Below are 21,369 nucleotides of genomic sequence, written 5' to 3' on the forward strand. Positions count from 1 at the left end.
CGTGCCTCCGTAGCGTCGGAGACACCGAAACGAGCGAAGGAGAAGACGATGGAACTCAACGGTCTGACGCGGCGCCTGCTCTGGCCCGACACCGTGCCCGCCGGCGCCGAGGACAAGGCCCGGGCACTGGCCGTCCTGGCCGCCCGGCGCGACGAAGGACTGCCGGACGCCGAGGCGCGATCGCGGACCGAGGCGGTGGCCGCGGCCACGACGCGCAACGACCTCTACCTCGCGCTGGAGGGACTCGGCGGCGGCGTCCCGCCGTGGGGCGTCACGATGGCGCTGCGGGTCGCGACCGGTGTCTGGATCGCGATGACGGCCGTGCAGATCGTGGTCTGGCTGGCGATCGGCATCGGCACCGGCGGGCTGGACGTGCCGTGGTGGCTGTACTCGACGGCAGGCGGCGCGGGCATCGTTGCCGCACTGTGGTGGGCGAACGAGTCCTACCATCGTGTTCCGGGTCGCGCCCGTTCCCGCGCGATCGCATGAACCGTGTCGACGGCGAGGGTGGGAGGTGAGCGGCGGGTGGACCGCACGGACGACGGCCGGTCGTCGGGCCGGCCGGCTCCGGCCGTGTCGCTGCCACCGTTCCCGGTCGACACTCCGGGGATCCTCGAGCGGCTCCGGCTGACCGCCGTCGCCACCGGGACCGCCGCCCTCGCCGTCCCCGCCTGGATCCTGCTGATCCTGGCGATCATGGCGGTCCCGCTCAGCGTCATCGGCATCGGTCTGTGGATCGCCCTGATCGTGGTGTACGGCACGGCGGCGCTGGTGAACGTCCTGCGCACCCTCGCCGAAGGGCTGCTCGACGCCGACCTGCCCGAGCATCCCGTCGACGGCCCGCGGCGCTCGCCACTGCGGTTGATCGCCGGTTGGGTGCGCGATCCGCTGCGCTGGCGCGAGCTGGCGCTGGTGGGATTCACCGCGACCGGCGGGCTGGTGCTGTCGATGCTGCCGATCGGGCTGCTGACGTCGCTGCCGGTCTACGGGGTGTTCCTGCTCATCGACGGCGGGCCGGTGTGGTCGGCGCTGACGGTGCTCGCCGTGCCGCTGACCGTGCTGTGGTGGGTGGGCACGCCGTGGCTGGTGCGGACGCGGGCGCTGGCCGACGCGGCGATCCTCGGCCACTCGCTGACCCGCCGGCTGGCCGAACGCGTCGCCGAGGTCGAGAAGACCCGCGCCGAGCTGATCGACCACTCCGCCGCCGAGGTGCGGCGCATCGAGCGCGACCTGCACGACGGCCCCCAGGCCCGCATCGCCGCCGTCGGCATGAACGTCGGCCTGGCCGAGCGGCTCATGAAGACCGACCCCGAGGCCGCCTTCGAGCTGCTGCGCGAGGCGCGCGAGGGCACCGTCTCGGCGCTGGAGGACCTGCGCTCCGTGGTCCGCGGCATCCACCCGCCCGCGCTCGCCGACAGGGGTCTGACCGGCGCCGTCGAGGCGCTCGCGCTCGCGCTGCCGGGCCCGGTGACGGTGACTCTGCGGCTGCCCGAGCGGCTCCCGGCCCCGGTCGAGTCGGCCCTCTACTTCGCCGTCGCCGAGGCCCTGGCGAACGCCGTCAAGCACGCCGGTGCCACCCGCATCTGGGTGACCGGCAGCACCGAGCCCGGCCGGGTGCGCCTCGTCGTCGGCGACGACGGCCGCGGCGGCGCCGACCCCCGGGGCTCCGGGCTGGCCGGCATCACCCGCAGGCTGGCCGCGTTCGACGGGACGGTCGCGGTGGCCAGCCCGGCCGGCGGCCCGACCACCGTGACCCTGGAGGTGCCGTGGCACAGCTGAGAGCGTTGATCGCCGAGGACCAGGCGCTGCTGCGCGTGGGACTCACCCGCATCCTCGAGTCCGACGGCATCGAGGTCGTCGACGCGGTGCAGGACGCCGCCACGCTGGCCGCGGCGCTGGCCAAGGACGACTTCGACGTCGCGATCCTCGACGTCCGGCTGCCACCCACGTTCACCACCGAGGGCCTCACGGCCGCGACCATGGCGCGCGCCGCCCGCCCGGCGCTGCCCGTGCTGGTGCTCAGCCAGCACGTCGAGCCGCTCTACGCCCGCGACCTGCTCGCCGACGGCCAGGGCAGCGTCGGCTACCTGCTCAAGGACCGCGTCGCCGACGTCGACGGCTTCCTCGCCGCCGTCCGGCAGGTCTCGGCCGGCGGCACGGTGCTCGACCCCGAGGTCGTGGCCGGCCTGCTGACCAGCCGCCCCGACCCGGTCGACCGGCTCACCGACCGCGAACGCGAGGTGCTGACGCTCATGGCGCAGGGCCGGTCCAACGCCGCCATCAGCGCTCGCCTGCACGTCTCGGAGGGCGCGGTCACCAAGCACATCGCCAGCATCTTCACCAAGCTCGACCTGCCGCAGGCCCCCGACGACAACCGCCGCGTCCTGGCCGTCCTCGCCTGGCTCGACGGCGCCGGCGGCTGACCCCGTCCCTCCACACCGTGACGGAGCACACGGCGACTCCGGGTTCAATTACGAGACTGGCGGGTCTAGTATTTAGTTCCGGAACTCATCAGTCTCGTAAAGCCTTCACCGGAGTGGTCATGACCCTCGCACCGCCCGACACCGAGTCCGCCACGCTGCCCGAGCGCGCCCACCGGCGCCGCTGGGCGACGCTCGCCGTGCTGTCGCTGAGCCTCGTCCTCATCGGCATGGACACGACCGTCCTCAACACCGCGATCCCGACGATGCAGCGCGAGCTCGGCGCGACCTCCAGCGAGCTGCAGTGGATCATCGACGCCTACACGCTGGCCTTCGCCGGGCTGCTGCTAACCGCCGGCGCGTGGGGCGACAAGTACGGCCGCAAGCTCGCGCTGGCCGCCGGGCTCGTCGTGTTCGGCGCCGCCTCAGTCTGGGGCGCCACGGCGGGCGACGCGGGCACCGTCATCGCCGCCCGGACGGTCATGGGCCTGGGCGGCGCGCTGATCATGCCGAGCACGCTGTCGATCCTCATCGACGTCTTCCGCGACCCGAAGGAGCGCAAGCGGGCCATCGGCGTCTGGGCCGCGATGGCCGGCATCGGCATCGCCGGCGGCCCGGCCGTCGGCGGCTGGCTGCTGGAGCACTTCTGGTGGGGGTCGGCGCTGATGATCAACGTGCCGGTCGCCGGCGCCGCCCTGCTGCTCGGTTTCTGGCTGGTGCCCGAGTCGCGGGACCGGCGGGCGCCGCGGCTGGACCTCGTCGGCGCGGCGCTGTCGTGCGCCGGGCTGGTCGCGCTGGTGTGGGCGCTGATCGAGGCGCCGGAGCGCGGCTGGACCGACGCCGTCACGCTGGGCGCCGTCGTAGCGTCGCTGGCGATCCTGGCCGGGTTCGTGCTGTGGGAGCGCCGGCACCCGCACCCGATGCTGCCGGTCGAGTTCTTCCTCAACCGCCGGTTCAGCGTGCCCGCGATCTCGATCACGCTGGTGTTCTTCGCGATGATGGGCGCCGCGTTCTTCCTGTCCGTCTACCTGCAGACGGTGCTCGGCTACACACCGCTCGAGGCCGGCCTGCGCATCCTGCCGCTGGCGATCGGGCTGGTCATCGGCGGTCCGGCGGCGATGGCTGTGGCGCAGCGGGTCGGCGAGAAGTGGCCGACGGTGTTCGGGCTGGCGCTGCTCGCGGTGTCGTTCTGGATCTTCACCGGGACGACGGTCGAGAGCGGCTACGCGCCGCGCGGCCTCACCGCGACGATCGTCATGGGGTTCGGCATGGCGTTCGCGATGGGGCCGGCGACGGAGTCGGTGATGGGCGCCGTGCCACGGGCCAAGGCCGGCGTCGGCTCGGCCGTCAACGACACCGTCCGCCAGGTCGGCGGCGCGCTGGGCGTGGCCGTCCTGATCTCCATCCTGAACTCCGTCTACTCTGCGCAGGTGGACGACGCCCTGACCCAGCTGCCGGCCGACGCGGCGCACGCCGCCGAGGACAGCGTCCAGGGGGCGTACGCCGTCGCCGGAGAGCTGCCCGCCGAGCACGGGACGGCACTCGTCCACGCCGCCGACGCCGCGTTCGTCGACGCCATGACCACGACGACCGCCGTCGCCGGCATCGTCATCCTGGTCGGCGCGCTGGTCGCGCTGATCTGGCTGCCCAGCCACGCCCGCGATGAACAGCCGAGCTGAGCCGCGTCGCGGCCGGCCGCGCGACCCGGAGGCGGACCGGCGCATCCGCGAGGCCGCGGCCGGCCTGCTGCTGGAGCACGGCATCGACGGCATGACGGTCGACGCGGTCGCGGAGCGGGCCGGGGTCGGCAAGGCGACGCTGTACCGGCGCTGGGCCAGCAAGGACGAGCTGGCCCTGGCCGCCGCCGAGGCGCTGTTCGGGCTGGAGGTGCGGGTCCCCGACACCGGCACGCTGCTCGGCGACCTCACCGAGGTCTACACCGACCTGCTCCGGCTGGCCGGCGGCGCCGAGGGCCGGGCGTTCTTCCGGCTGGCCGCGACGGAGGCCGGGCGCGACCCGCGGGTCGGCGAGCTGTACCGGATCTCCCTGGGCAACCGGCTGGCCGAGGCCGGCGTCATCTTCGACCGCGCGATCGCCCGCGGCGAGCTGCCCCCCGACGTCGACCGCCAGCTGATGTTCGACTGGCCGGCCGGCGTGATCCTCATGCGCGTCCTCACCGGCATCCGCCTCCCCAGTGTCGACGAGGCGGCGGCGCTGGCCCGCGCGACGGTCTACGGGTTCGGCGCCCGCAGCTGACCCGCGGCCGCGGCGGCGACGCCGTCGGTCAACTGGTCCAGCAGCGGCGACGCGAGCTTCCAGCGCTGCCAGTACAGCGGCACGTCGAGGTGCCGGCCGGGCGCGAACTCGACCAGCCGGCCGTCGTCCAGCGCGGGGCGGGCCATCGACTCCGGCAGCATCGCCCACGCCAGCCCGAGGATGGTCGCGTCGGCGAAGCCCACGGACGAGGGCAGGACGGTGACCGGCGGGTCGACCCGGCGGCCGGCGACCTCGCGGGCAAACCGCAGTTGCAGGGCGTCCTTGCGGTTGAAGACCAGCGTCGTCGCCGCGTCGAGCGCCGCCGCCGTCGGGCCGTCCGGGAACCAGCGGCGGACGAAGGCCGGCGTCGCGACGCCGAGGTAGCGCATGCGGCCGAGCGGGCGGACGACGCAGCCCTGGACGGCGCGCGGGTCGGCGGTGACGGCGGCCATGACGGCGCCCTCGCGCAGCAGCGTCGCCGAGTGGTCCTGGTCCTCCTGGTGGATCTCGAACCGGGCGCCGCGTCCTTCCGCCAGCCCGGCCAGCGCCGGCAGGAACCACGTCGCCAGCGAGTCGGCGTTGACCGCGACGGCCAGCCGCACCTCGACGCCGTCGGCGTCTTCGTCGTTCTCGTCGTCGGTCAGGCCGGCCAGCGCCTCGGTCTCCAGCAGTCGCACCTGGCGGGCGTAGCGGGCCAGCACCTGCCCGGCCGCCGTGGCGCCGGCCGGGCGCGTGCGGCTGACCAGGACCCGGCCCAGGCGCGACTCCAGCGCCTTCACCCGCTGGCTCACCGCCGACGGCGTCACGTGCAGCCGGCGGGCGGCGGCCTCGAAGCTGCCCTCGTCGACGACGGCGGCGAACGCGCTGAGCTGGGCGAGGTCGATGCGCATCATGAAGCCATTCTAAGGAAGGCGTAGAAACTTTAGCTGGCCTTCGGGGCGCGGGCACCCTAGCGTCGGCAGCATGTCCAGTGCCGCCGTCGGGTTCGCCACGTCGCTCTCGCTGATCGTCGCGATCGGCGCCCAGAACGCCTTCGTCCTGCGCCAGGGCGTCGCCCGCCGCCACGTCGTCCCCGTCGTCGTGGTGTGCGCGGTGGCGGACGCGCTGCTGATCGGCGCCGGCATCGCCGGCCTCGGCGCCGCGCTGACGGCGCACCCGTGGGCGCTGGACGTCGCGCGGTACGGCGGCGCGGCGTTCGTGCTCGGCTACGGCGCGCTGGCGGCCCGGCGCGCGCTGCGGCCGTCGTCGCTGGTGGCCGGCTCCGGTGCGGCGACGACGGCGCGGGCGGCGGTGCTCGCCTGCCTGGGCTTCACCTTCCTCAACCCGCACGTGTACCTGGACACCGTCGTGCTGCTCGGCGCCCTGGCCAACCAGCACGGCGACGACGGCCGCTGGCTGTATGGCCTCGGCGCGATGGCGGCGTCGATCACCTGGTTCACCGCGCTCGGCTTCGGCGCCCGATCGCTCAGCTCGGTGTTCGAGCGGCCGCGCGCCTGGCAGGTCCTGGACGGCCTGATCGCCCTGGTCATGGCCGCCATCGGCGTCGGCCTCCTGCTCGGCTGACCGCTGAGGGGCGGTTTACTGGTGCCAGAGCGCCAGTAAACCGCCCCTCACGGGCGTACGAGACCTCAGGCGAGGCCGTTGAGCGTCGCCACCTCGATCAGCAGGCTCGGGTCGTCGCTGATGATGCCGTCGACGCCGAGGTCGATGAGGCGCTGCATGATCGACGCGTCGTTGACGGTGTACGGGACCACCTTGACGCCGAGGCGGTGCAGCTCGGCGATCTCCGGGCCGTGGAAGTACGCCGGGTCCTCGCGCAGGTACCAGTCGCTGTTGGCGACGGTGCCCTGCGACGGGTCGTGGACCTGCCAGTTCGCCGACACCGTCGAGGCGCCCGCCCGGCGGGTCACCAGGCCGAGGTTCTCCGAGCGCCACCAGTCGACCCCGTCGGTCCAGGGGCTTTTGACGGACGGGTCGCCGTAGACGGCCTGCAGGGAGCACTCGTCGGCCAGCGAGGCGCACTCGGCCGGGCCGTACTGCCAGACCAGGGCGACGGTCTCGATGTCGCCGTCGAGCCGGTGGGCGTAGCGGATGGTGCGCCAGTCGAACGACTGGATCGTCGCGCGGTCCTCGAGGTCGGCGTCCTGGATCGCGGTGACCAGCTTGCGAGTGAACTCGCGGTACGGCGCCGTGTCGTTCACCAGCGGGCTGATCTTCGTCTCGATGTTGAACCGGATGTCGTCGCGACCGCTCGCCTCGACGAGGTCGAATACCTCGTCCAGGGTGGGGATGCGCGCGCCCGGCGCCGGCACCTGCTCGGGCAGCTCCGGCAAGGTCTTCGTCCCGCAGTCGATCGTCTTGACCTGCGCCAGTGTGAGGTCGCGGACGAGGTCCCCGACGTACGGGAACTCCGGGTCGCCGGGGGTGGCCGGGGCGGTGTCGATGCAGTGCGAGCCGTTGACGGCGCGGTCGTGCGTGACCACCAGGACGCCGTCGGCCGTCACGCCGGTGTCCAGCTCGAGCGTCGAGATGTCCTCGTCGGCCAGCGCGTGCTCGAACGCCGGCAGCGTGTTCTCCGGCCGGTCCCAGCGGCCGCCGCGGTGCGCCTGGACGTCGAACGGCGACGCGATCGGCTCGGGCAGCCGGAACCCGCGCCCGGCCATGACGGTGCGCAGCCGGTCCGGGTAGTCGGTGATGATGCCGTCGACGCCGTCGTCGATGAGCTTCTCCATCGTCGCGGGGTCGTCGATGGTCCACGGGATGACGTCGATGCCGTTGCGGTGCGCGTGCCGCACCATCGCGCTCGTGACGTACGGGACGTAGCCCGGGTCGTTGACGGAGCCGCCCTGCGGGAAGCCGTGCACCGGCGAGAACGCGTCGGCGCCGAAGGACTTGATCGCCGCGATCGGGTCGTCGCCGAAGTCGTCGATGTCGATGCCGCCCAGCCACGGCGAGGCGCCCGGCCGGTCGACCTGCAGGAAGTCGTAATTGGTGAGCGCGACCAGCGGCAGCCGCGGCGCGACCTCGCCCATGCGCATCAGTGCGCCCCAGTCGAAGGACTGGATGGTGACCTGCTTGTCCATCTTCGCGTCGCGAATCTCCCGGGCGACGACCTGGACGAACTGCTCGCGCGGCGCCGTCTCGTGCGGCGCGCCGGCCTCGACCTTGGTCTCGATGTTCAGCGTGACGTCGTCGGCGTCGTACCGCTCGACCAGGTCGAACACCTCGCTCAGCAGCGGCATGCCGGCGCCGGGCACGACCTGCTGCTCGGGGTAGCCGGCCAGCTGGCGGCTGCCGCAGCCAGCGTGCGCACCTGGGCCAGCGTGAGGTCCTTGATGTAGCGGCCCTGCGCGTACGGGAACTGCGGGTCGCCCGGTGTGACTGGCGCGGTGTCCTGGCACTTGGCCGGGTTGATCCGCCGGTCGTGCGTCACGACGGCGTAGCCGTCCTTGGTGATCTGGATGTCCAGCTCCAGCGTCGTCACGCCCAGCTGCAGGGCGTTGCCGAACGACGCGAGCGTGCTCTCGGACCGCAGCCCGAGCCCGCCGCGGTGGGCCTGCAGATCGAACGAGCGGCTCTGCCCCGGCCGGGTCTCGGCCGGCTTCGCTTCCGCCGGCGCGGCGAGCAGGCCCGCGCCCAGCACGGCGGCGGCCAGGGCCGCGACCGGCCGCCAGGTGGTCATCGTCTTCGACATGGCACGATCGTGTTGACGCCGGTTGAACACCGCGGGGTGGTCAGGTGACGGGCAGCCGACCGGCAGCCATATTCAGGAGTCGCGTTATGCAAAGATCACGAACTCTCTCCAGTCAGCATTCGCCCTGGACCGATGGCTCAGGGAGACCTTCGGCCCCCCATCGCCATCGGTTTTTGCATAACCCTCCGGCATCAGGTCAGCGGGCGGGCACTGACCAGGCCGGTCTGGTAGGCGATGACGACGAGCTGGGCGCGGTCGCGGGCGCCGAGCTTGATCATCGCGCGGCTGACGTGGGTCTTGGCGGTGGCCGGGCTGAGCGAGAGGGCGGCGCCGATCTCGGCGTTGGACAGGCCGGTGCCGACGAGCGCCAGTACCTCGCGCTCGCGCTGGGTGAGCACGCCGAGGCGGTCCTCGGCCACCAGGTGAGCCGCCCGGACCGCGGTGAACTGGGCGATCAGCCGCCGGGTGATCTTCGGGGCGAGCAGGGCCTCGCCGGCGGCGACGACGCGGATAGCGTGCAGCAGCTCCTGCGGGCCGGCGTCCTTGAGCAGAAACCCGCTGGCGCCGGCCTCGAGCGCGTCGAACACGTACTCCTCGGTGTCGTAAGTGGTGAGGATCAGTACCTTCACCCGCTCCAGGCCGGGGATCGCGGCGATGCGGCGGGTCGCCTCGATGCCGTCGAGGCCGGGCATCCGGATGTCCATCAGCACGACGTCGGGACGCGACTCGCGGCAGCGTTCGATCGCCTCGGCCCCGGTGGCCGCCTCGCCGACCACGTCGATGTCGTCCTCGACGTCAAGCAGGACGCGGAAGCCGGCGCGCACCAGCACCTGGTCGTCGGCGAGCAGGACCCTGACGAGATCGGTCATCGGGCGGCGGCCTCGACGCGGTTGAGCGGCAGCCGGGCGCAGACCCGGAAGCCGTCGCCGTCGGGACCGGCCTCGAACGCGCCGCCGAGCAGCTCGCAGCGCTCGCGCATGCCGGCCAGGCCACGGCCGGGCTCGACCGGCGGGCCGGCCGGGCCGCTCAGGTCGCCGCCGTCGTCGGCCACCTCGACCCGCAGCTCACCGTCGCGCAGCTCGAGGCCGACGGTGACGCGGGCCGGCCCGGCGTGCCGGATGACGTTGGTGATGCCCTCCTGGACGATGCGGTAGGCCGCGCGGTCGACGTCGTCGGGCAGCACCCCGGACGGCACCGAGCCAGCCACCGTCACGTCCAAGCCGGCCCGCCGCGCCACCGCGAGCAGCTCGTCCAGCGCGCCGAGGCTCGGCCCGGGCGAGCCGTCGTCGTCGCCGCGCAGCACGCCGAGGACGGCGCGCATCTCACGCAGCGCTCGCGCACTGGTCTGCTCGATCGTCAGCAGCGTCTCGCGGGCCCGCTCCGGCCGCTTGTCCAGCACGTGCGCCGTCACCCCGGCCTGCACGTTGATGATCGCGATGGCGTGCGCGACGGTGTCGTGCACCTCGCGGGCGATGCGCAGCCGCTCGGCGTCGACGCGGCGGCGGGCCTCCTCGTCGCGGGTTCGCTCGGCCACCTCGGCCCGCTGGACGGCGTCGGCGGCGATGACCCGGCGCGAGCGGATCGACTCCCCCAGCGCGGCGGCCATGATGGTCGCGCCGATGCGGAACGCCAGCCAGCCGATCCGCTCGCCCTCGCCGACGTCGGTCGTGGCGATCCAGACGATGGCCAGCACGCCCAGCGAGTTCGCGAGGACGACCAGCGAGCGGCGGCCGTCGCCGTGCGCCGCCACCGTGTAGATGCTCACGAACAGCGCCAGCCAGCCGGGGCCGTCCGGATATCCGCCCGCGAAGTAGACCACGCTGATGGCGGCGTTCGCCATGAACACCGGGATCGGCCAGCGCCGCCGCACCAGCAGGATCAGGCCGCTGAGGATCAGCAGCCCGTGACCCGCCCAGCCGAGGACGTCGACCGGCCCAGCCAACTCGGGGTCGGCCAGGATGGCCGAATGCGTGCCCTGCACCTGCAGCAGCGTGACGAATCCGGCGATCAGCACGTCCTGCGTCGGCGCCGACAGCGTCGGGAGGCGCCGTACCAACCGCTCCATGGCAAGGATGGTAGCCAGGTGCACCACCGCCCCGCGTCGTCCGTGCGGCGCACCGGCCTACTCCCGCTGGCGTAGCGGCCCGCGCTCGGTGGCCGACGACGGGGACGGGGCTGCGTTCCAGGATCGCCCTATGAGGACTACACCGACAGACAGGCCGGGGCCGCTGGGGCGGCTGGCCGGCGTGGCGTTCCGGCACCGCTGGCGGGTGCTGATCGGCTGGGCGGCGGCGCTGGCCGTCGCCGTGGGCCTGGCCGCGGCGTTCGGCGGCGAGTACGACGTGGACTACTCCAGCCCCGGCAGCGACTCGCAGCAGGCGCAGCGGCTGCTCACCGACCGGTTCCCGGCCCAGTCCGGCGAGCCGGTGGACGTGGTGGTGCGCTCCGACGGGCCGGTGACCGACCCGTCCGTTCAGGCCGAGGTCAGCGCGCTGCTCGACGAGCTGCGCACGCTGCCGCACGTCACCGCCGTCGACGACCCGTACACGGCGCCCGGAGGTTTGGCGCCGGACGGTCAGACGCTGGTGGCGCGGCTCAACCTCGGCGTCGACGCGCCGGAGGACATGCCGGTCGAGGACACCGAGCGGCTGCTGACGGCCGCTGAGTCGGCGTCACGGCCGGGGCTCGACGTCGCGCTGGGCGGCGACACGATCCGGATCGCCGAGTCCGGCGAGTTCGGCGGTGAGATGGTCGGGCTGGTGGCCGCGGCCGTCATCCTGCTGGTGACGTTCGGGACGGTGGTCGCGGCCGGGCTGCCGATCGGCGTCGCCATCGCCGGGCTGGCGGTCAGCTCGATGCTGGCCGGGCTGGTCGCGGCGGTCCTGGACGTGCCCGACTGGGCGCCGATCCTGGCGTCGCTGATCGGGATCGCGCTGGGCATCGACTACGTGCTGCTCATGGTGACGCGGTTCCGCGAGTGGCGGGCCGCCGGGCTGGAACCGGAGCGGGCCGCCGTCGCGACGCTGGACACCGCCGGGCGCGCCGTCATGGTCGCCGGCAGCACGGTGATGGTCAGCATGTTCGGGCTGTTCGCGATGGGGCTGTCGTTCATGCGCGGCGCGGCCGTGGTGACGATGGTCGCCGTCGTGGTCGTCATGGCGGCCGCGGCGACGCTGTTCCCGGCGCTGCTGGGGTTCTTCGGGCACCGGATCGAGCGGTGGCGGCTGCCGATCGGGCGGCGGCGGCGCGGCGCGGTGGCGGTCGCCGAGGGTGGTCACCTGGCGCCGTCGCGGGGCTGGCTGCGGTGGAGCCGGCTGATCGAGCGCCGCAGCGTCCTCGCCGTCGTGCTGGGCGGCGGGCTGATGCTGGCGCTGGCGGCGCCGTTCCTGGACGCGCGGTTCGGCTTCCCCGACGCCGGGAACGACCCGGACAGCCACTCCAGCCGGCAGGCGTACGACCGGCTCGCCGACGGGTTCGGCGCCGGCGCGAACGGGCCGCTGCTGCTGGTCGCGGACCTGCCCGATGCGGGTGACGCGGACGCGCTGCCGACGCTGGGCGAGGCGGTCGCCGCGACGCCGGGGGTCGCCGCCGTCCTGCCGCCGTCCGTCACCGAGGCCGGCGACGCCGCGCTGCTCACCGTCATCCCGGCGACCGGTCCACAGGACGCCGCGACGGAGGACCTTGTCCACACCCTGCGCGACGACGTGATCCCGGGCGCTCCCGTCGAGGTGCACGTGGGCGGGGTGACGGCGGCCGCGATCGACGTCAACGAGTCGATGGCCGACGGTCTGCCGCTGCTGATCGGCGGCGTGGTGACGGTGTCGATGGTGCTGCTGCTGGTGTCCTTCCGCAGCGTCGTCGTCATGGTGACCGCCGCGGTGATGAACCTGCTCTCCGTCGCCGCCGCCTATGGGGTGGTGGCGCTGGTGCTGGAGGGCGGCACGGTCGGCCAGCTGGTCGGCGTCGAGACCGAGACGCCGATGCCCGCGTACGTGCCGGTGGTGATGTTCGCCGTGCTCTTCGGGCTGTCGATGGACTACGAGGTGTTCCTGATCAGCCGCATGCGCGAGTCGTGGCTGCGGACGGGCAGCAACGCCCGCGCGATCGTCGACGGGCTGGCCGGCACCGGGCGGGTCATCACGGCGGCCGCGGCGATCATGGTGACGGTGTTCGCCGCCCTGGTCCCGAGCCCGGACGTCGTCCTGAAGTCACTCGGCGTCGGCATGGCGGCGGCGATCCTCATCGACGCGACCATCGTGCGCATGCTGCTGGTCCCGGCCGTGATGCACGTGCTCGGCAAGGCGAACTGGTGGTCGCCGCGCTGGCTGGAACGCCGGATGCCGCAGCTCTACGTCGAGGGCCGGCCGGAGCTGTTCCTGCCCGCGGCCACGGAGCAGCCCGAGCCGGAACCGGTGGGCAGCGCCTAACGCACCACGCAGGCCGCAAGAAGCCCCGGTGCGGAGCCGTAGTAGCACGCACCGGGGCCTGGCTGGGATCACTGGTGTTCACAGCACCTCCCCCTGCCGTGACCAAGGCTACCTGTTGACGGAGTGCATGTCTAAGTGTCATCCTGATCGGCTAACTACATCGGGAATCCGCCCGAAGTAGTCCAGAGATGGGCTACCGGGCGGACTGTTCACAGCGGTTCACCTGGCGCCCTCAGCACTTGGGAGGAACACCCAGTGAGCCGTAGTGACAGGCGAGGACGCACGACGCTGGAGCGCTTGGAGAGGCTCCGTCGTCACACCAAGGTCATGGGCCAGATCCTTCGGGATCTCTGGCCGTTGTTCGTGGTGGCGTTCTTGATTCGGATGTGACCTTGGACCGGAGCGGCTGACCACCGAACCACCAGGGAGCGAACGGGGACTGGCGAGAGCCGGTCCCCTTCGTGCGTCAGGTCTCAACCCTGCGCGGACCTAGCCGAGGATGCCGTCGACGAAGGCCTCGGGGTCGAAGGGTGCGAGATCGTCGGGCCCTTCCCCGAGGCCGACCAGCTTGACGGGGACGCCGAGTTCGCGCTGGACGGCGACGACGATGCCGCCCTTGGCGGTGCCGTCGAGCTTGGTGAGGACGATGCCGGTGACGTCGACGACCTCGCCGAACACACGGGCCTGCACGAGGCCGTTCTGGCCGGTGGTGGCGTCGAGGACGAGCAGGACCTCGTCGACCGGGCCGTGCTTCTCGATGACCCGCTTGACCTTGCCCAGCTCGTCCATGAGGCCGACCTTGGTCTGCAGCCGGCCGGCGGTGTCGACGAGGACGGTGTCGGCCTCCTGCTCGATGCCGGCCTTGACGGCGTCGAACGCGACGCTGGCCGGGTCGCCGCCCTCGGGGCCGCGGACGGTGACGACGCCGACGCGGTCGCCCCAGGTGGTGAGCTGGTCGGCGGCCGCGGCCCGGAACGTGTCGGCGGCGCCGAGGAGGACGTCGCGGTCCTCGGCGACCAGCATGCGGGCCAGCTTGCCGACCGTCGTCGTCTTGCCGGTGCCGTTGACGCCGACCACCAGGACGACGGCGGGCCGGCCGTCCTCGACGTGACGCTCGGTGCGCAGCGCGCGGTCCAGCGCGGGGTCGACCAGGGCGAGCAACTCGTCGCGGAGCAGGGCACGGGCGGCCTCGGGGCTCTGCACGCCCTCGACGCGGGCGCGGGTGCGCAGCCGCTCGACCAGTTCCTGCGCGGGCGCGACGCCGAGGTCGGCGGTGAGGAGGGTGTCCTCGATCTCCTCCCACGTCTCGTCGTCGAGCCGCTCCCGCGACAGCAGGCTGAGCAGGCCCTTGCCGAGGCTGGACTGCGACCGGGCCAGCCGGGAGCGCAGCCGGGTCAGCCGGCCGGCGGCGGACTCGGGCCGCTCGAGCGCGGGCTCCTCGACGACGGGCTCGGCCGGCGCCTCGGGCAGCGTGACGTCGCTGATCGGCGTGCGCTGCGCCTCGGCCGGCGCCGTGGCGTCGTCGCCCACACCGGGCTGGTAGTCGCCCCCCGGCCGCGGCGGCGCCTCGACCCCACCCCGGCGGCGACGGGGAACCAGGTAGGCCGCCAGGGCGATGCCCAGGACGACCACGACGGCTGCGACGATGACGATGTACTCCACGGCGGTCATCCTCGCACGTTCGCGGCCGTGCACCGGACGCCCGTCAGACGTCCTGACCGCTCGTCAGCCAGGTTGATCATGGAGAAGGTCGGCTTCCGCGGCGCTCCGGAGCCGACCTTCTCCATGATCAACGCGACAGGGCCGGGCGGACCAGCCGCCGGGCGATGCCGCGCCTGACGACGCGCAGGCCGTGGAACAGCACCTCGCGCCAGTCGTCCATGCGAGCTACCGCAAGAAATCGCCAGCGGCGCAGCCTGCGCCGCACCGCCGCCGACCCCGCCAGGTGGTAGTAGGCCCCGACGGCGGCCAGCACGGCCGTCGCCACCATCACGATCACCAGCATCGCCACCACTACTGCCGTCATGTGACACCCCCGTTGGTCACAGCAGTAACATCCTTCACTCTCGCACCACGACCGTAGCGCAGGAGCAACCCCGTCACCCGAATGACGCGCGGCGTGTCCGCAGGGTTGCCTCCGCGCCACAGGGACCGCTCCAGTACTCACAACCGGAGGACGCACTCCCCGGCAGTGGGCTCAGACCGGCTCGGACTCCCGGATGCGCTGCGAGATGACCGCCGTAACGCCGTCGCCGCGCATGGAGACGCCGTAGAGGGCGTCGGCGATCTCCATCGTGCGCTTCTGGTGGGTGATGACGATGAGCTGGCTGCGTTGGCGCAGCTCCTCGTAGATGTTCAGCAGCCGGCCGAGGTTGGTGTCGTCGAGCGCGGCCTCGACCTCGTCGAGGATGTAGAACGGGCTCGGCCGGGCCTTGAACAGCGCCACCAGGAACGCGACCGCGACCAGCGACCGCTCGCCGCCGGACAGCAGCGACAGCCGCTTGACCTTCTTGCCGGGCGGCCGGGCCTCGACCTCGATGCCGCTGGTGAGCAGGTCGTCGGGCTCGGTGAGCACCAGCCGGCCCTCGCCGCCGGGGAACAGCCGGGAGAACACGTCGGCGAACTCGCGGGCGGTGTCCTCGAACGCCGCCGCGAACACCTGCTGGACGCGGTCGTCGACCTCCTTGACGATGTCGAGGAGGTCGGCGCGGGTCTTCTTGAGGTCCTCGAGCTGCTCGGTGAGGAACGCGTGCCGCTCTTCCAGGGCGGCGAACTCCTCCAGCGCCAGCGGGTTGACCTTGCCCAGCGCGTTCAGCCCGCGCTCGGCCGTCTTGAGCCGCTTGAGCTGCTGCTCGCGTACGTACGGGATCGGCTCGCGCGGCTCGCCGTCGTCGCCGGGCGGGACGGGGACGAGCAGGTGCGGCCCGTATTCCTCCACCAGCGTCGTGGGATCGACGCCCAACTCCTCCAGCGCCTTGGTCTCCAGTGCCTCGACCCGCATGCGGTGCTCGGCGCGGGCCAGCTCGTCGCGGTGGACGCTGGACGTGATGTCGTCCAGCTCGGCGGCCAGCTCGCGGACCCGCACCCGCTCGCCCGACAGCGCCTGCTCGCGCGCGGCGCGCAGCTCCTGCACCTCGTCGCGCTCGGCGGCGGCCTGCTCCAGCGACCGCTCCAGGCGCCGCAGCACGACGGCGGCGCCACGGCCGACCGCCTCGGCGACCCGGGCCTCGGCGATGCGGCGGCGGGCGGCGGCGACGGCGGCCTCGCGGGCGGCCCGCTCCTGCCGGGCGGTGCGCTCGAGGCTCTCGGCCCGGCCGGTCAGCGCGCGGGCCCGCTCCTCGCCCGTGCGCAGCGCCAGCCGCGCCTCGGTCTCGGCCTGCCGGGCGGTGCGGACCTGCGCGGCCAGCCGGTCGCGTTCGTCGGTGGACGGCTCGACGTCGTCGTCGCCGGACTCCTCGGCGGCGACGAGCCGCTCCTCCATCTCCTCCAGCGCGCCGAGGTCGCGGTCGCGCGTCTCCTCGGCCCGGGCGACGGACTCGGCCAGCCGCTCGGCCTCCTCGGTGGCGGCGCGGGCGGTGCCGCTGAGCCGGCCCAGCTGCTCGGCGACGGAGGACAGCTCGGCGTCGGACTCGCGCAGCTTCGTCAGCGCGGCCGACTCGGCGGCGGCCGCCTCGGCCCGGGCGCGCTCGGCGGCGGCCAGCTTGCGGGCGAGGTCCTCGGCCTTGCCGGTGGCGATGGCCAGGCGGTCGGCGGCTTCGTCGACGGCGGCCTGCACCTCGAGCAGGCTGGGCGCGCTGCTGGACCCGCCGTAGGCGCGGTCGCGGCCGAGCAGGTCGCCGTCGCGGGTGACGGCGATGAGGTCGGGCAGCTCGGCGACCAGCGCGCGGGCGGCGGCGAGGTCGTCGACGGCGGCGACGCCGCGCAGCAGGTTCGTCAGCGCGGGGCGCAGCTCGGCCGGCGCGGTGACGAGGTCGACGACGTAGCGCAGCCCGCCCGGCAGCGGCTGCCACGAGCCCGGGTCGTCGTACGGCGAACCGCCGACCAGCAGGCCGGCCCGGCCGAGGTCCTCGTCGCGCAGCAGCCGCAGCGCCGAGACGGCGTCGTCGACGGACCCGACGGCGACGGCGTCGGACGCCGCGCCCAGCGCGGTGGCGACCGCGGCCTCCCAGCCGGGCTCGACGGTGAGCAGCGCGGCCACCGACCCGAGCACGCCGGACAGCCGGTCGGACGCCGCCAGCAGCGCCTCGGAGCCGTCGCGCCGGGCGAGGCCCATCTGCAGCGCCTCGTGCCGGGCCACCAGCGCGGCCCGCTCGCCCTCGGCGGACCGCTCCTGCTCGCGCAGCTTCGTCAGGACGTCGTCGGCAGCGGCCAGCGCGGCGGCGGCCCGCTCGTGCTCGCTGTCGAGGCCGTCCTCGCCGACGGACAGCCCGGCGATGGTGGTCTCGATGGCCGTGTACTCGTGCTCGGCCGCGGTGGCGCGGCGCTGCGCCTCCTCGCGGGCGGCGGTCAGCCGATTCAGCTCGGCCTCGGCCGTGGCGACCCGGCGGCGAGCGCCTTCCAGCTGGCCGGAGAGGCGGGCCATGCCCTCGCGGCGGTCGGCGCTGGCCCGGACGGCGGCGGCCAGCCGGCGCTCCTCGGCCTCGGCGGCCTCCTCGGCGACGCGGCGGGTCTCCAGCGCCTCGTCGAGCCCTTCGCGGGCGGCGGCGATCTGCTCCTCGAGCTCGGCCTCCTGCTCGCGGACGGCGGCGGCCTCGTGCTCCAGCTCGTCGGGGTCGCGGCCGGACCGCGGCGCCTCGCCCTCGGCGGACAGGTGCCGGGACCGCTCGGTGGCCAGCGATGCCGTGCCGCGGACCCGCTCGCGCAGCCCGGACAGCCGGTACCAGGCGTCGGAGGCCTGGGCCAGCCGGGGCGCGACCTGCGCGACCTCGGCCTCCAGCCGCGCCTCGGCGGCGCGCGCCTGCTCCAGCCCCTGGGCCAGCTCGGTCTGCCGGACCTTCAGCGCGGTCTCGTCGGCGACCTCCTGCTCGAGGCTCGCCTTGGCCTGCACCAGCTCGTCGGCGAGCACCCGCAGCCGGGAGTCGCGCAAGTCGGCCTGGATGGTGGCGGCCCTGCGGGCCAGCTCGGCCTGACGGCCCAGCGGCCCGAGCTGGCGGCGCAGCTCCGCGGTGAGGTCCTGCACGCGGGTGAGGTTGGCCGCCATCGCCTCGAGCTTGCGCAGCGCCTTCTCTTTGCGCTTGCGGTGCTTGAGGACGCCGGCCGCCTCTTCGACGAAGCCGCGGCGGTCCTCGGGCGTGGCGGACAGGACGGCGTCGAGCTGGCCCTGCCCGACGATGACGTGCATCTCGCGGCCGATGCCGGAGTCGGACAGCAGCTCCTGGACGTCGAGCAGGCGGCAGGCCTGGCCGTTGATGGCGTACTCGGAGCCGCCGTTGCGGAACATCGTCCGCGAGATGGTGACCTCGGAGTACTCGATCGGCAGCGCGCCGTCGGTGTTGTCGATGGTGAGGACGACCTCGGCGCGGCCGAGGGCGGGGCGGCCGGCGGTGCCGGCGAAGATGACGTCCTCCATCTTGCCGCCGCGCAGGCTCTTGGCGCCCTGCTCGCCCATGACCCAGGCCAGGGCGTCGACGACGTTCGACTTACCCGAGCCGTTGGGGCCCACCACACAGGTGATGCCCGGTTCCAGGCGCAGCGTCGTGGACGACGCGAAAGACTTGAATCCCCGTAGTGTCAAGCTTTTCAGGTGCAACAGACCGACTCCCCTGCTGAAGGGGCCAGCCTACAACCGCGACCGTCAGGTCAAGGCCGGTTGCGGAACCTGAGTGTCGTCGAGGGTCAGCCGGCTGTGCTCGACCGCGGCCTCGGCGAGGTGGTCGTTCTCCACCTGCAGCCGCGACACCTGCGCCTCGAGATCGGTCACCCGCCGGCGCAAGCGCTGCACCTCGGTAGCGAGCCTTGGATCTGTACCCCCGACATAACCCAACAGCGCCTTCGCCATTGTCGAAGCCCTCCAGAAGGCCTGAGAAATTTCTATGATCACTCTTCGTCAGCGCGGCACCCGTCTGACCGTAGACGCACAGGCCGCAACGCATACCAGCATCTCACCGGACATGCCTCTCGGTCAACTCGTTCGGCGATACTGTCATCGCGTCTCACCAGCGCGCATGCCGTGGTCGGGGCTGACAGTGAGGGCAGGTGTACGACGATCGATTCATGAACGGGTCACGTCTGATCGGCGTGCCGCAACGACGGCACGGACGCCCCTCCTGACCGTAGGCGTCCAGCGACCGGTCGAAGTACCCGCTCTCGCCGTTGACGTTGACGTAGAGGCTGTCGAACGACGTGCCGCCCTGGTGCAACGCGGCCGCCATGACGTCGCGGACCGCCTGCAGCAAGCGGGCGACGTCGGGCCGGCGCAGCGTCTCGGTGGCCCGCGCGAAGTGCAGCTTCGCCCGCCACAGCGCCTCGTCGGCGTAGATGTTGCCGACGCCGGAGATCAGCGACTGGTCCAGCAGCGCCCGTTTGACGCCCGTGCGACGGCGCACCAGCGCCTGCCGGAACGTCTCGTCGTCGAACGCGGGGTCCAGCGGGTCGGGCGCGATGTGCGCGATCGGGACCGGCACGCCGCCGGGGCCGAGCCCCGCGACGGCGAGGCCGCCGAACGTGCGCTGGTCGACGAAGCGCAGCTCGGGGTCGCCGTCGGCGAAGACGAAGCGCACCCGCAGGTGGGCCTCCTCGGGCACGGACGCCGGCTGCACCAGCAGCTGGCCGCTCATGCCGAGGTGCCCGACGACCGCGCGGACGCCGTCGTCGAGCGGCAGCCAGAGGTACTTGCCGCGCCGGCGCGCGTCGGTGAAGGCGGCCTTGACCAGCGATCCGGCGAAATCTGCGGGGCCGGCGACGTGCCGGCGGACGGCGCGGCCGTGCGTGACGTCGACATGGTCGATGACGCGGCCGACGACGTGCGCGGCCAGGCCGCGACGGACGACCTCGACCTCAGGTAGTTCGGGCACCGGAGTCGCCGGCCGCGGCGGCCTTCTCGGCCTCGGCGGCCTCGCTGAGCGCCTTCCAGGCCAGTTCGGCGGCGCGCGCCTCGGCCTCCTTCTTGCTGCGGCCGGTGCCGGAGCCGCGCACCTCGCCGCTGACCACGACGTCGGCGGTGAACGTCTTCGCGTGGTCGGGGCCGTCCTCGGTGATGCGGTACTCGGGGACGCCGAGCGCGTGCCGGGAGGTGAGCTCCTGCAGCGACGTCTTCCAGTCCAGCCCGGCGCCGAGCAGCGCGGACGCCTCGATGAGGTCGTCGACCAGGCGATGCACCAGCGCGGAGGTCTCGACCAGCCCGCGGTCGAGGTAGACGGCGCCGATCAGCGCCTCGACGGTGTCGGCGAGGATGGACGACTTGTCGCGCCCGCCGGTGGTCTCCTCGCCGCGGCCGAGCTTGACGAACCCGCCCAGCTCCAGCTCACGGGCGACGGAGGCGAGCGCGCGCATGTTGACGACCGCGGCCCGCAGCTTGGCCAGCTGCCCCTCCGAGAGGTCAGGGTGCAGCCGGTACAGCGCGTCGGTGACGACCAGGCCGAGCACGGCGTCGCCGAGGAACTCGAGCCGCTCGTTGGTGGGCAGCCCGCCGTTCTCGTACGCGTACGAGCGGTGGGTCAGCGCCAGCTGCAGCAGCGCGGGCTCGATGGGCACGCCGAGACGCCCCTCCAACACGGTCAGGGGTGGGGTCTCGGCCGTCACCTGGGAGCTCCTACAGAGCCCTTTAGACGTCGCCGACCTGGCGACCGTTGTACTCCAGGAACAGCGGCGTGCCCTGGGAGTCCTCGACCACGGTGGCGCGGTGCGCGACGACCCAGGTGGTGCGGCCGTTGACGGTGCGCTTCTGGACCTGCGGCAGCTTCGCCTTCCACTGCGAACGGCGGTGGCGGGTGTTGCTGCGCGACATCTTCCGCTTCGGGACGGCCACAGCTAGCTCTCTTCCATCGGGCCGGCCCTGTGCGAGCCGGTCTCATTCGTGTCGTCGGTGACCAGCCCGGCCAGGGCCGCCCACCGTGGATCGGTGTTCTCGTGCGCGTGGTCCGGATCGTCGGCCAGCCGGGCACCGCAGTCCGGGCACAGGCCCGGGCAGTCGTCCCGGCAGACCGGCGACTGCGGCAGTGCGAGCACCACCGCGTCCCGGACCGGTTGTTCGAGGTCGACGAGGTCGTCCTCGACGCGCAGTTCTTCGTCGTCGGCCTCGGTGTCGGGGTCGTCGGCCCGTTCCGGGTAGACGTACAGTTCCTGGACCTCGGCGACGACTTCGCCGTCGACGGGCTCCAGGCAGCGCACGCACTCGCCCGAGTACGGAGCCCGGACGGTGCCGGACACCAACACGCCCTCCATGACCGACTCGAGCCGCAGGTCCAGCTCGACGTCAGCCCCTTCGGGCACCCTGACCACACCGCCCAGTCCGAGATCGGCAGGCGCCGGAACCGTGAGAGAGACCCGCTGGGTCGACCCTGGCCGACGTCCGAGCTCGTGAGTGGCGAGAACGAACGGGGCGCGCGGATCGAGCGTGCTCAGCGTAGTCAAC

19 protein-coding genes and 1 pseudogene are annotated in these 21,369 nt (G+C 73.3%); 7 read left to right on the forward strand and 13 right to left on the reverse strand.

Going from position 1 to position 21,369, the window contains the following annotated elements; genetic code table 11:
• The first annotated feature begins 48 nt into the window (after positions 1-48).
• The 5 genes from BLV05_RS27045 to BLV05_RS27065 all read left to right on the forward strand — a co-directional run bounded on the left by BLV05_RS27045 (position 49) and on the right by BLV05_RS27065 (position 4,676).
• On the forward strand, positions 49-489 hold the full coding sequence (locus tag BLV05_RS27045; RefSeq protein ID WP_052762914.1) for a hypothetical protein: 441 nt from the start codon (positions 49-51) through the stop codon (positions 487-489).
• Between the two features lie 36 nt (positions 490-525).
• A complete protein-coding gene (locus BLV05_RS27050) occupies positions 526-1,779 on the forward strand; it encodes a sensor histidine kinase (protein ID WP_052762915.1) in 1,254 nt (417 codons plus the stop codon).
• Entirely contained in the window at positions 1,776-2,423 is a 648-nt protein-coding gene (locus tag BLV05_RS27055; RefSeq protein ID WP_046771459.1) for a response regulator transcription factor, read from the forward strand. The genes BLV05_RS27050 and BLV05_RS27055 overlap by 4 nt, the downstream gene beginning before the upstream one ends.
• Positions 2,424-2,542: 119 nt before the next feature.
• Positions 2,543-4,099: an MFS transporter gene (locus tag BLV05_RS27060; RefSeq protein ID WP_046771392.1), complete on the forward strand. Its 1,557-nt coding sequence runs from the start codon at positions 2,543-2,545 to the stop codon at positions 4,097-4,099.
• Entirely contained in the window at positions 4,083-4,676 is a 594-nt protein-coding gene (locus tag BLV05_RS27065) for a TetR/AcrR family transcriptional regulator (RefSeq protein WP_046771393.1), read from the forward strand. The genes BLV05_RS27060 and BLV05_RS27065 overlap by 17 nt, the downstream gene beginning before the upstream one ends.
• Here BLV05_RS27065 and BLV05_RS27070 read toward each other — a convergent pair.
• Positions 4,652-5,569 (reverse strand): LysR family transcriptional regulator ArgP, encoded by a 918-nt coding sequence (locus BLV05_RS27070; protein WP_231948625.1) that lies wholly within the window; start codon positions 5,567-5,569, stop codon positions 4,652-4,654. The two genes, BLV05_RS27065 and BLV05_RS27070, sit on opposite strands and share 25 nt — an antisense overlap.
• Positions 5,570-5,639: 70 nt before the next feature.
• Between BLV05_RS27070 and BLV05_RS27075 the strand changes: the two genes are divergently transcribed.
• A complete protein-coding gene (locus BLV05_RS27075; protein WP_046771394.1) occupies positions 5,640-6,239 on the forward strand; it encodes a LysE/ArgO family amino acid transporter in 600 nt (199 codons plus the stop codon).
• Between the two features lie 65 nt (positions 6,240-6,304).
• On the opposite strand, the gene BLV05_RS38775 is transcribed toward BLV05_RS27075, so the two are convergent.
• The 4 genes and pseudogenes from BLV05_RS38775 to BLV05_RS27090 form a co-directional block, all read right to left on the reverse strand.
• Entirely contained in the window at positions 6,305-7,318 is a 1,014-nt protein-coding gene (locus BLV05_RS38775) for a glycerophosphodiester phosphodiesterase family protein (RefSeq protein WP_407717048.1), read from the reverse strand.
• A pseudogene (locus tag BLV05_RS38780) lies at positions 7,310-8,358 on the reverse strand (glycerophosphodiester phosphodiesterase family protein); the annotation flags it as partial. The gene BLV05_RS38775 and the pseudogene BLV05_RS38780, both read right to left, overlap by 9 nt.
• Before the next feature lie 203 nt (positions 8,359-8,561).
• Positions 8,562-9,239, reverse strand: coding sequence for a response regulator transcription factor (locus BLV05_RS27085; RefSeq protein ID WP_046771395.1), 678 nt, complete (start codon positions 9,237-9,239; stop codon positions 8,562-8,564).
• Entirely contained in the window at positions 9,236-10,435 is a 1,200-nt protein-coding gene (locus BLV05_RS27090) for a sensor histidine kinase (RefSeq protein ID WP_046771396.1), read from the reverse strand. Before BLV05_RS27090 ends, BLV05_RS27085 begins: the two co-directional genes overlap by 4 nt.
• A 130-nt stretch (positions 10,436-10,565) precedes the next feature.
• Between BLV05_RS27090 and BLV05_RS27095 the strand changes: the two genes are divergently transcribed.
• Positions 10,566-12,797 carry an MMPL family transporter gene (locus BLV05_RS27095; protein ID WP_046771397.1) on the forward strand — a complete coding sequence of 744 codons (2,232 nt, stop codon included), beginning with the start codon at positions 10,566-10,568 and terminating at the stop codon, positions 12,795-12,797.
• A 489-nt stretch (positions 12,798-13,286) separates the two neighbouring features.
• Here the strand turns inward: BLV05_RS27095 and ftsY are convergent, their stop codons facing one another.
• From ftsY to BLV05_RS27135, 8 genes are all read right to left on the reverse strand, one after another.
• Positions 13,287-14,468: a signal recognition particle-docking protein FtsY gene (gene ftsY, locus BLV05_RS27100; protein ID WP_046771398.1), complete on the reverse strand. Its 1,182-nt coding sequence runs from the start codon at positions 14,466-14,468 to the stop codon at positions 13,287-13,289.
• A gap of 118 nt (positions 14,469-14,586) precedes the next feature.
• Positions 14,587-14,823 carry a hypothetical protein gene (locus tag BLV05_RS27105; RefSeq protein WP_046771399.1) on the reverse strand — a complete coding sequence of 79 codons (237 nt, stop codon included), beginning with the start codon at positions 14,821-14,823 and terminating at the stop codon, positions 14,587-14,589.
• A gap of 171 nt (positions 14,824-14,994) precedes the next feature.
• The gene (gene smc / locus BLV05_RS27110) at positions 14,995-18,546 is read right to left on the reverse strand and encodes a chromosome segregation protein SMC (RefSeq protein ID WP_046771400.1); all 3,552 of its coding nucleotides are present in this window, start codon (positions 18,544-18,546) and stop codon (positions 14,995-14,997) included.
• A 45-nt stretch (positions 18,547-18,591) separates the two neighbouring features.
• On the reverse strand, positions 18,592-18,795 hold the full coding sequence (locus tag BLV05_RS27115) for a hypothetical protein (RefSeq protein WP_082155635.1): 204 nt from the start codon (positions 18,793-18,795) through the stop codon (positions 18,592-18,594).
• Between the two features lie 154 nt (positions 18,796-18,949).
• Complete coding sequence (gene mutM, locus BLV05_RS27120; protein WP_046771401.1) at positions 18,950-19,810, reverse strand: bifunctional DNA-formamidopyrimidine glycosylase/DNA-(apurinic or apyrimidinic site) lyase; 861 nt, start codon at positions 19,808-19,810, stop codon at positions 18,950-18,952.
• Positions 19,794-20,537 carry a ribonuclease III gene (gene rnc / locus BLV05_RS27125; RefSeq protein WP_046771402.1) on the reverse strand — a complete coding sequence of 248 codons (744 nt, stop codon included), beginning with the start codon at positions 20,535-20,537 and terminating at the stop codon, positions 19,794-19,796. The genes mutM and rnc overlap by 17 nt, the downstream gene beginning before the upstream one ends.
• 22 nt (positions 20,538-20,559) lie before the next feature.
• Complete coding sequence (gene rpmF, locus BLV05_RS27130; RefSeq protein ID WP_046771403.1) at positions 20,560-20,763, reverse strand: 50S ribosomal protein L32; 204 nt, start codon at positions 20,761-20,763, stop codon at positions 20,560-20,562.
• Positions 20,764-20,765: 2 nt separating this feature from the next.
• The gene (locus BLV05_RS27135) at positions 20,766-21,368 is read right to left on the reverse strand and encodes a YceD family protein (protein WP_172860703.1); all 603 of its coding nucleotides are present in this window, start codon (positions 21,366-21,368) and stop codon (positions 20,766-20,768) included.
• Between the last annotated feature and the right edge of the window lies 1 nt (position 21,369).

Source organism: Jiangella alkaliphila, assembly GCF_900105925.1.
In the GTDB taxonomy this organism is placed as follows: Bacteria; Actinomycetota; Actinomycetes; order Jiangellales; family Jiangellaceae; genus Jiangella; species Jiangella alkaliphila.

Excerpts from the sequence above, each read along its gene's own strand:
- BLV05_RS27045 (WP_052762914.1), top strand. The coding sequence starts at position 49 with ATGGAACTCAACGGTCTGACGCGGCGCCTGCTCTGGCCCGACACCGTG.
- ftsY (WP_046771398.1), bottom strand. The coding sequence starts at position 14,468 with ATGACCGCCGTGGAGTACATCGTCATCGTCGCAGCCGTCGTGGTCGTC.
- BLV05_RS27095 (WP_046771397.1), top strand. The coding sequence starts at position 10,566 with ATGAGGACTACACCGACAGACAGGCCGGGGCCGCTGGGGCGGCTGGCC.
- BLV05_RS27115 (WP_082155635.1), bottom strand. The coding sequence starts at position 18,795 with ATGGCGAAGGCGCTGTTGGGTTATGTCGGGGGTACAGATCCAAGGCTC.
- BLV05_RS27070 (WP_231948625.1), bottom strand. The coding sequence starts at position 5,569 with ATGATGCGCATCGACCTCGCCCAGCTCAGCGCGTTCGCCGCCGTCGTC.
- BLV05_RS27065 (WP_046771393.1), top strand. The coding sequence starts at position 4,083 with ATGAACAGCCGAGCTGAGCCGCGTCGCGGCCGGCCGCGCGACCCGGAG.
- BLV05_RS27085 (WP_046771395.1), bottom strand. The coding sequence starts at position 9,239 with ATGACCGATCTCGTCAGGGTCCTGCTCGCCGACGACCAGGTGCTGGTG.
- BLV05_RS27060 (WP_046771392.1), top strand. The coding sequence starts at position 2,543 with ATGACCCTCGCACCGCCCGACACCGAGTCCGCCACGCTGCCCGAGCGC.
- BLV05_RS27105 (WP_046771399.1), bottom strand. The coding sequence starts at position 14,823 with ATGACGGCAGTAGTGGTGGCGATGCTGGTGATCGTGATGGTGGCGACG.
- BLV05_RS27090 (WP_046771396.1), bottom strand. The coding sequence starts at position 10,435 with ATGGAGCGGTTGGTACGGCGCCTCCCGACGCTGTCGGCGCCGACGCAG.
- BLV05_RS27075 (WP_046771394.1), top strand. The coding sequence starts at position 5,640 with ATGTCCAGTGCCGCCGTCGGGTTCGCCACGTCGCTCTCGCTGATCGTC.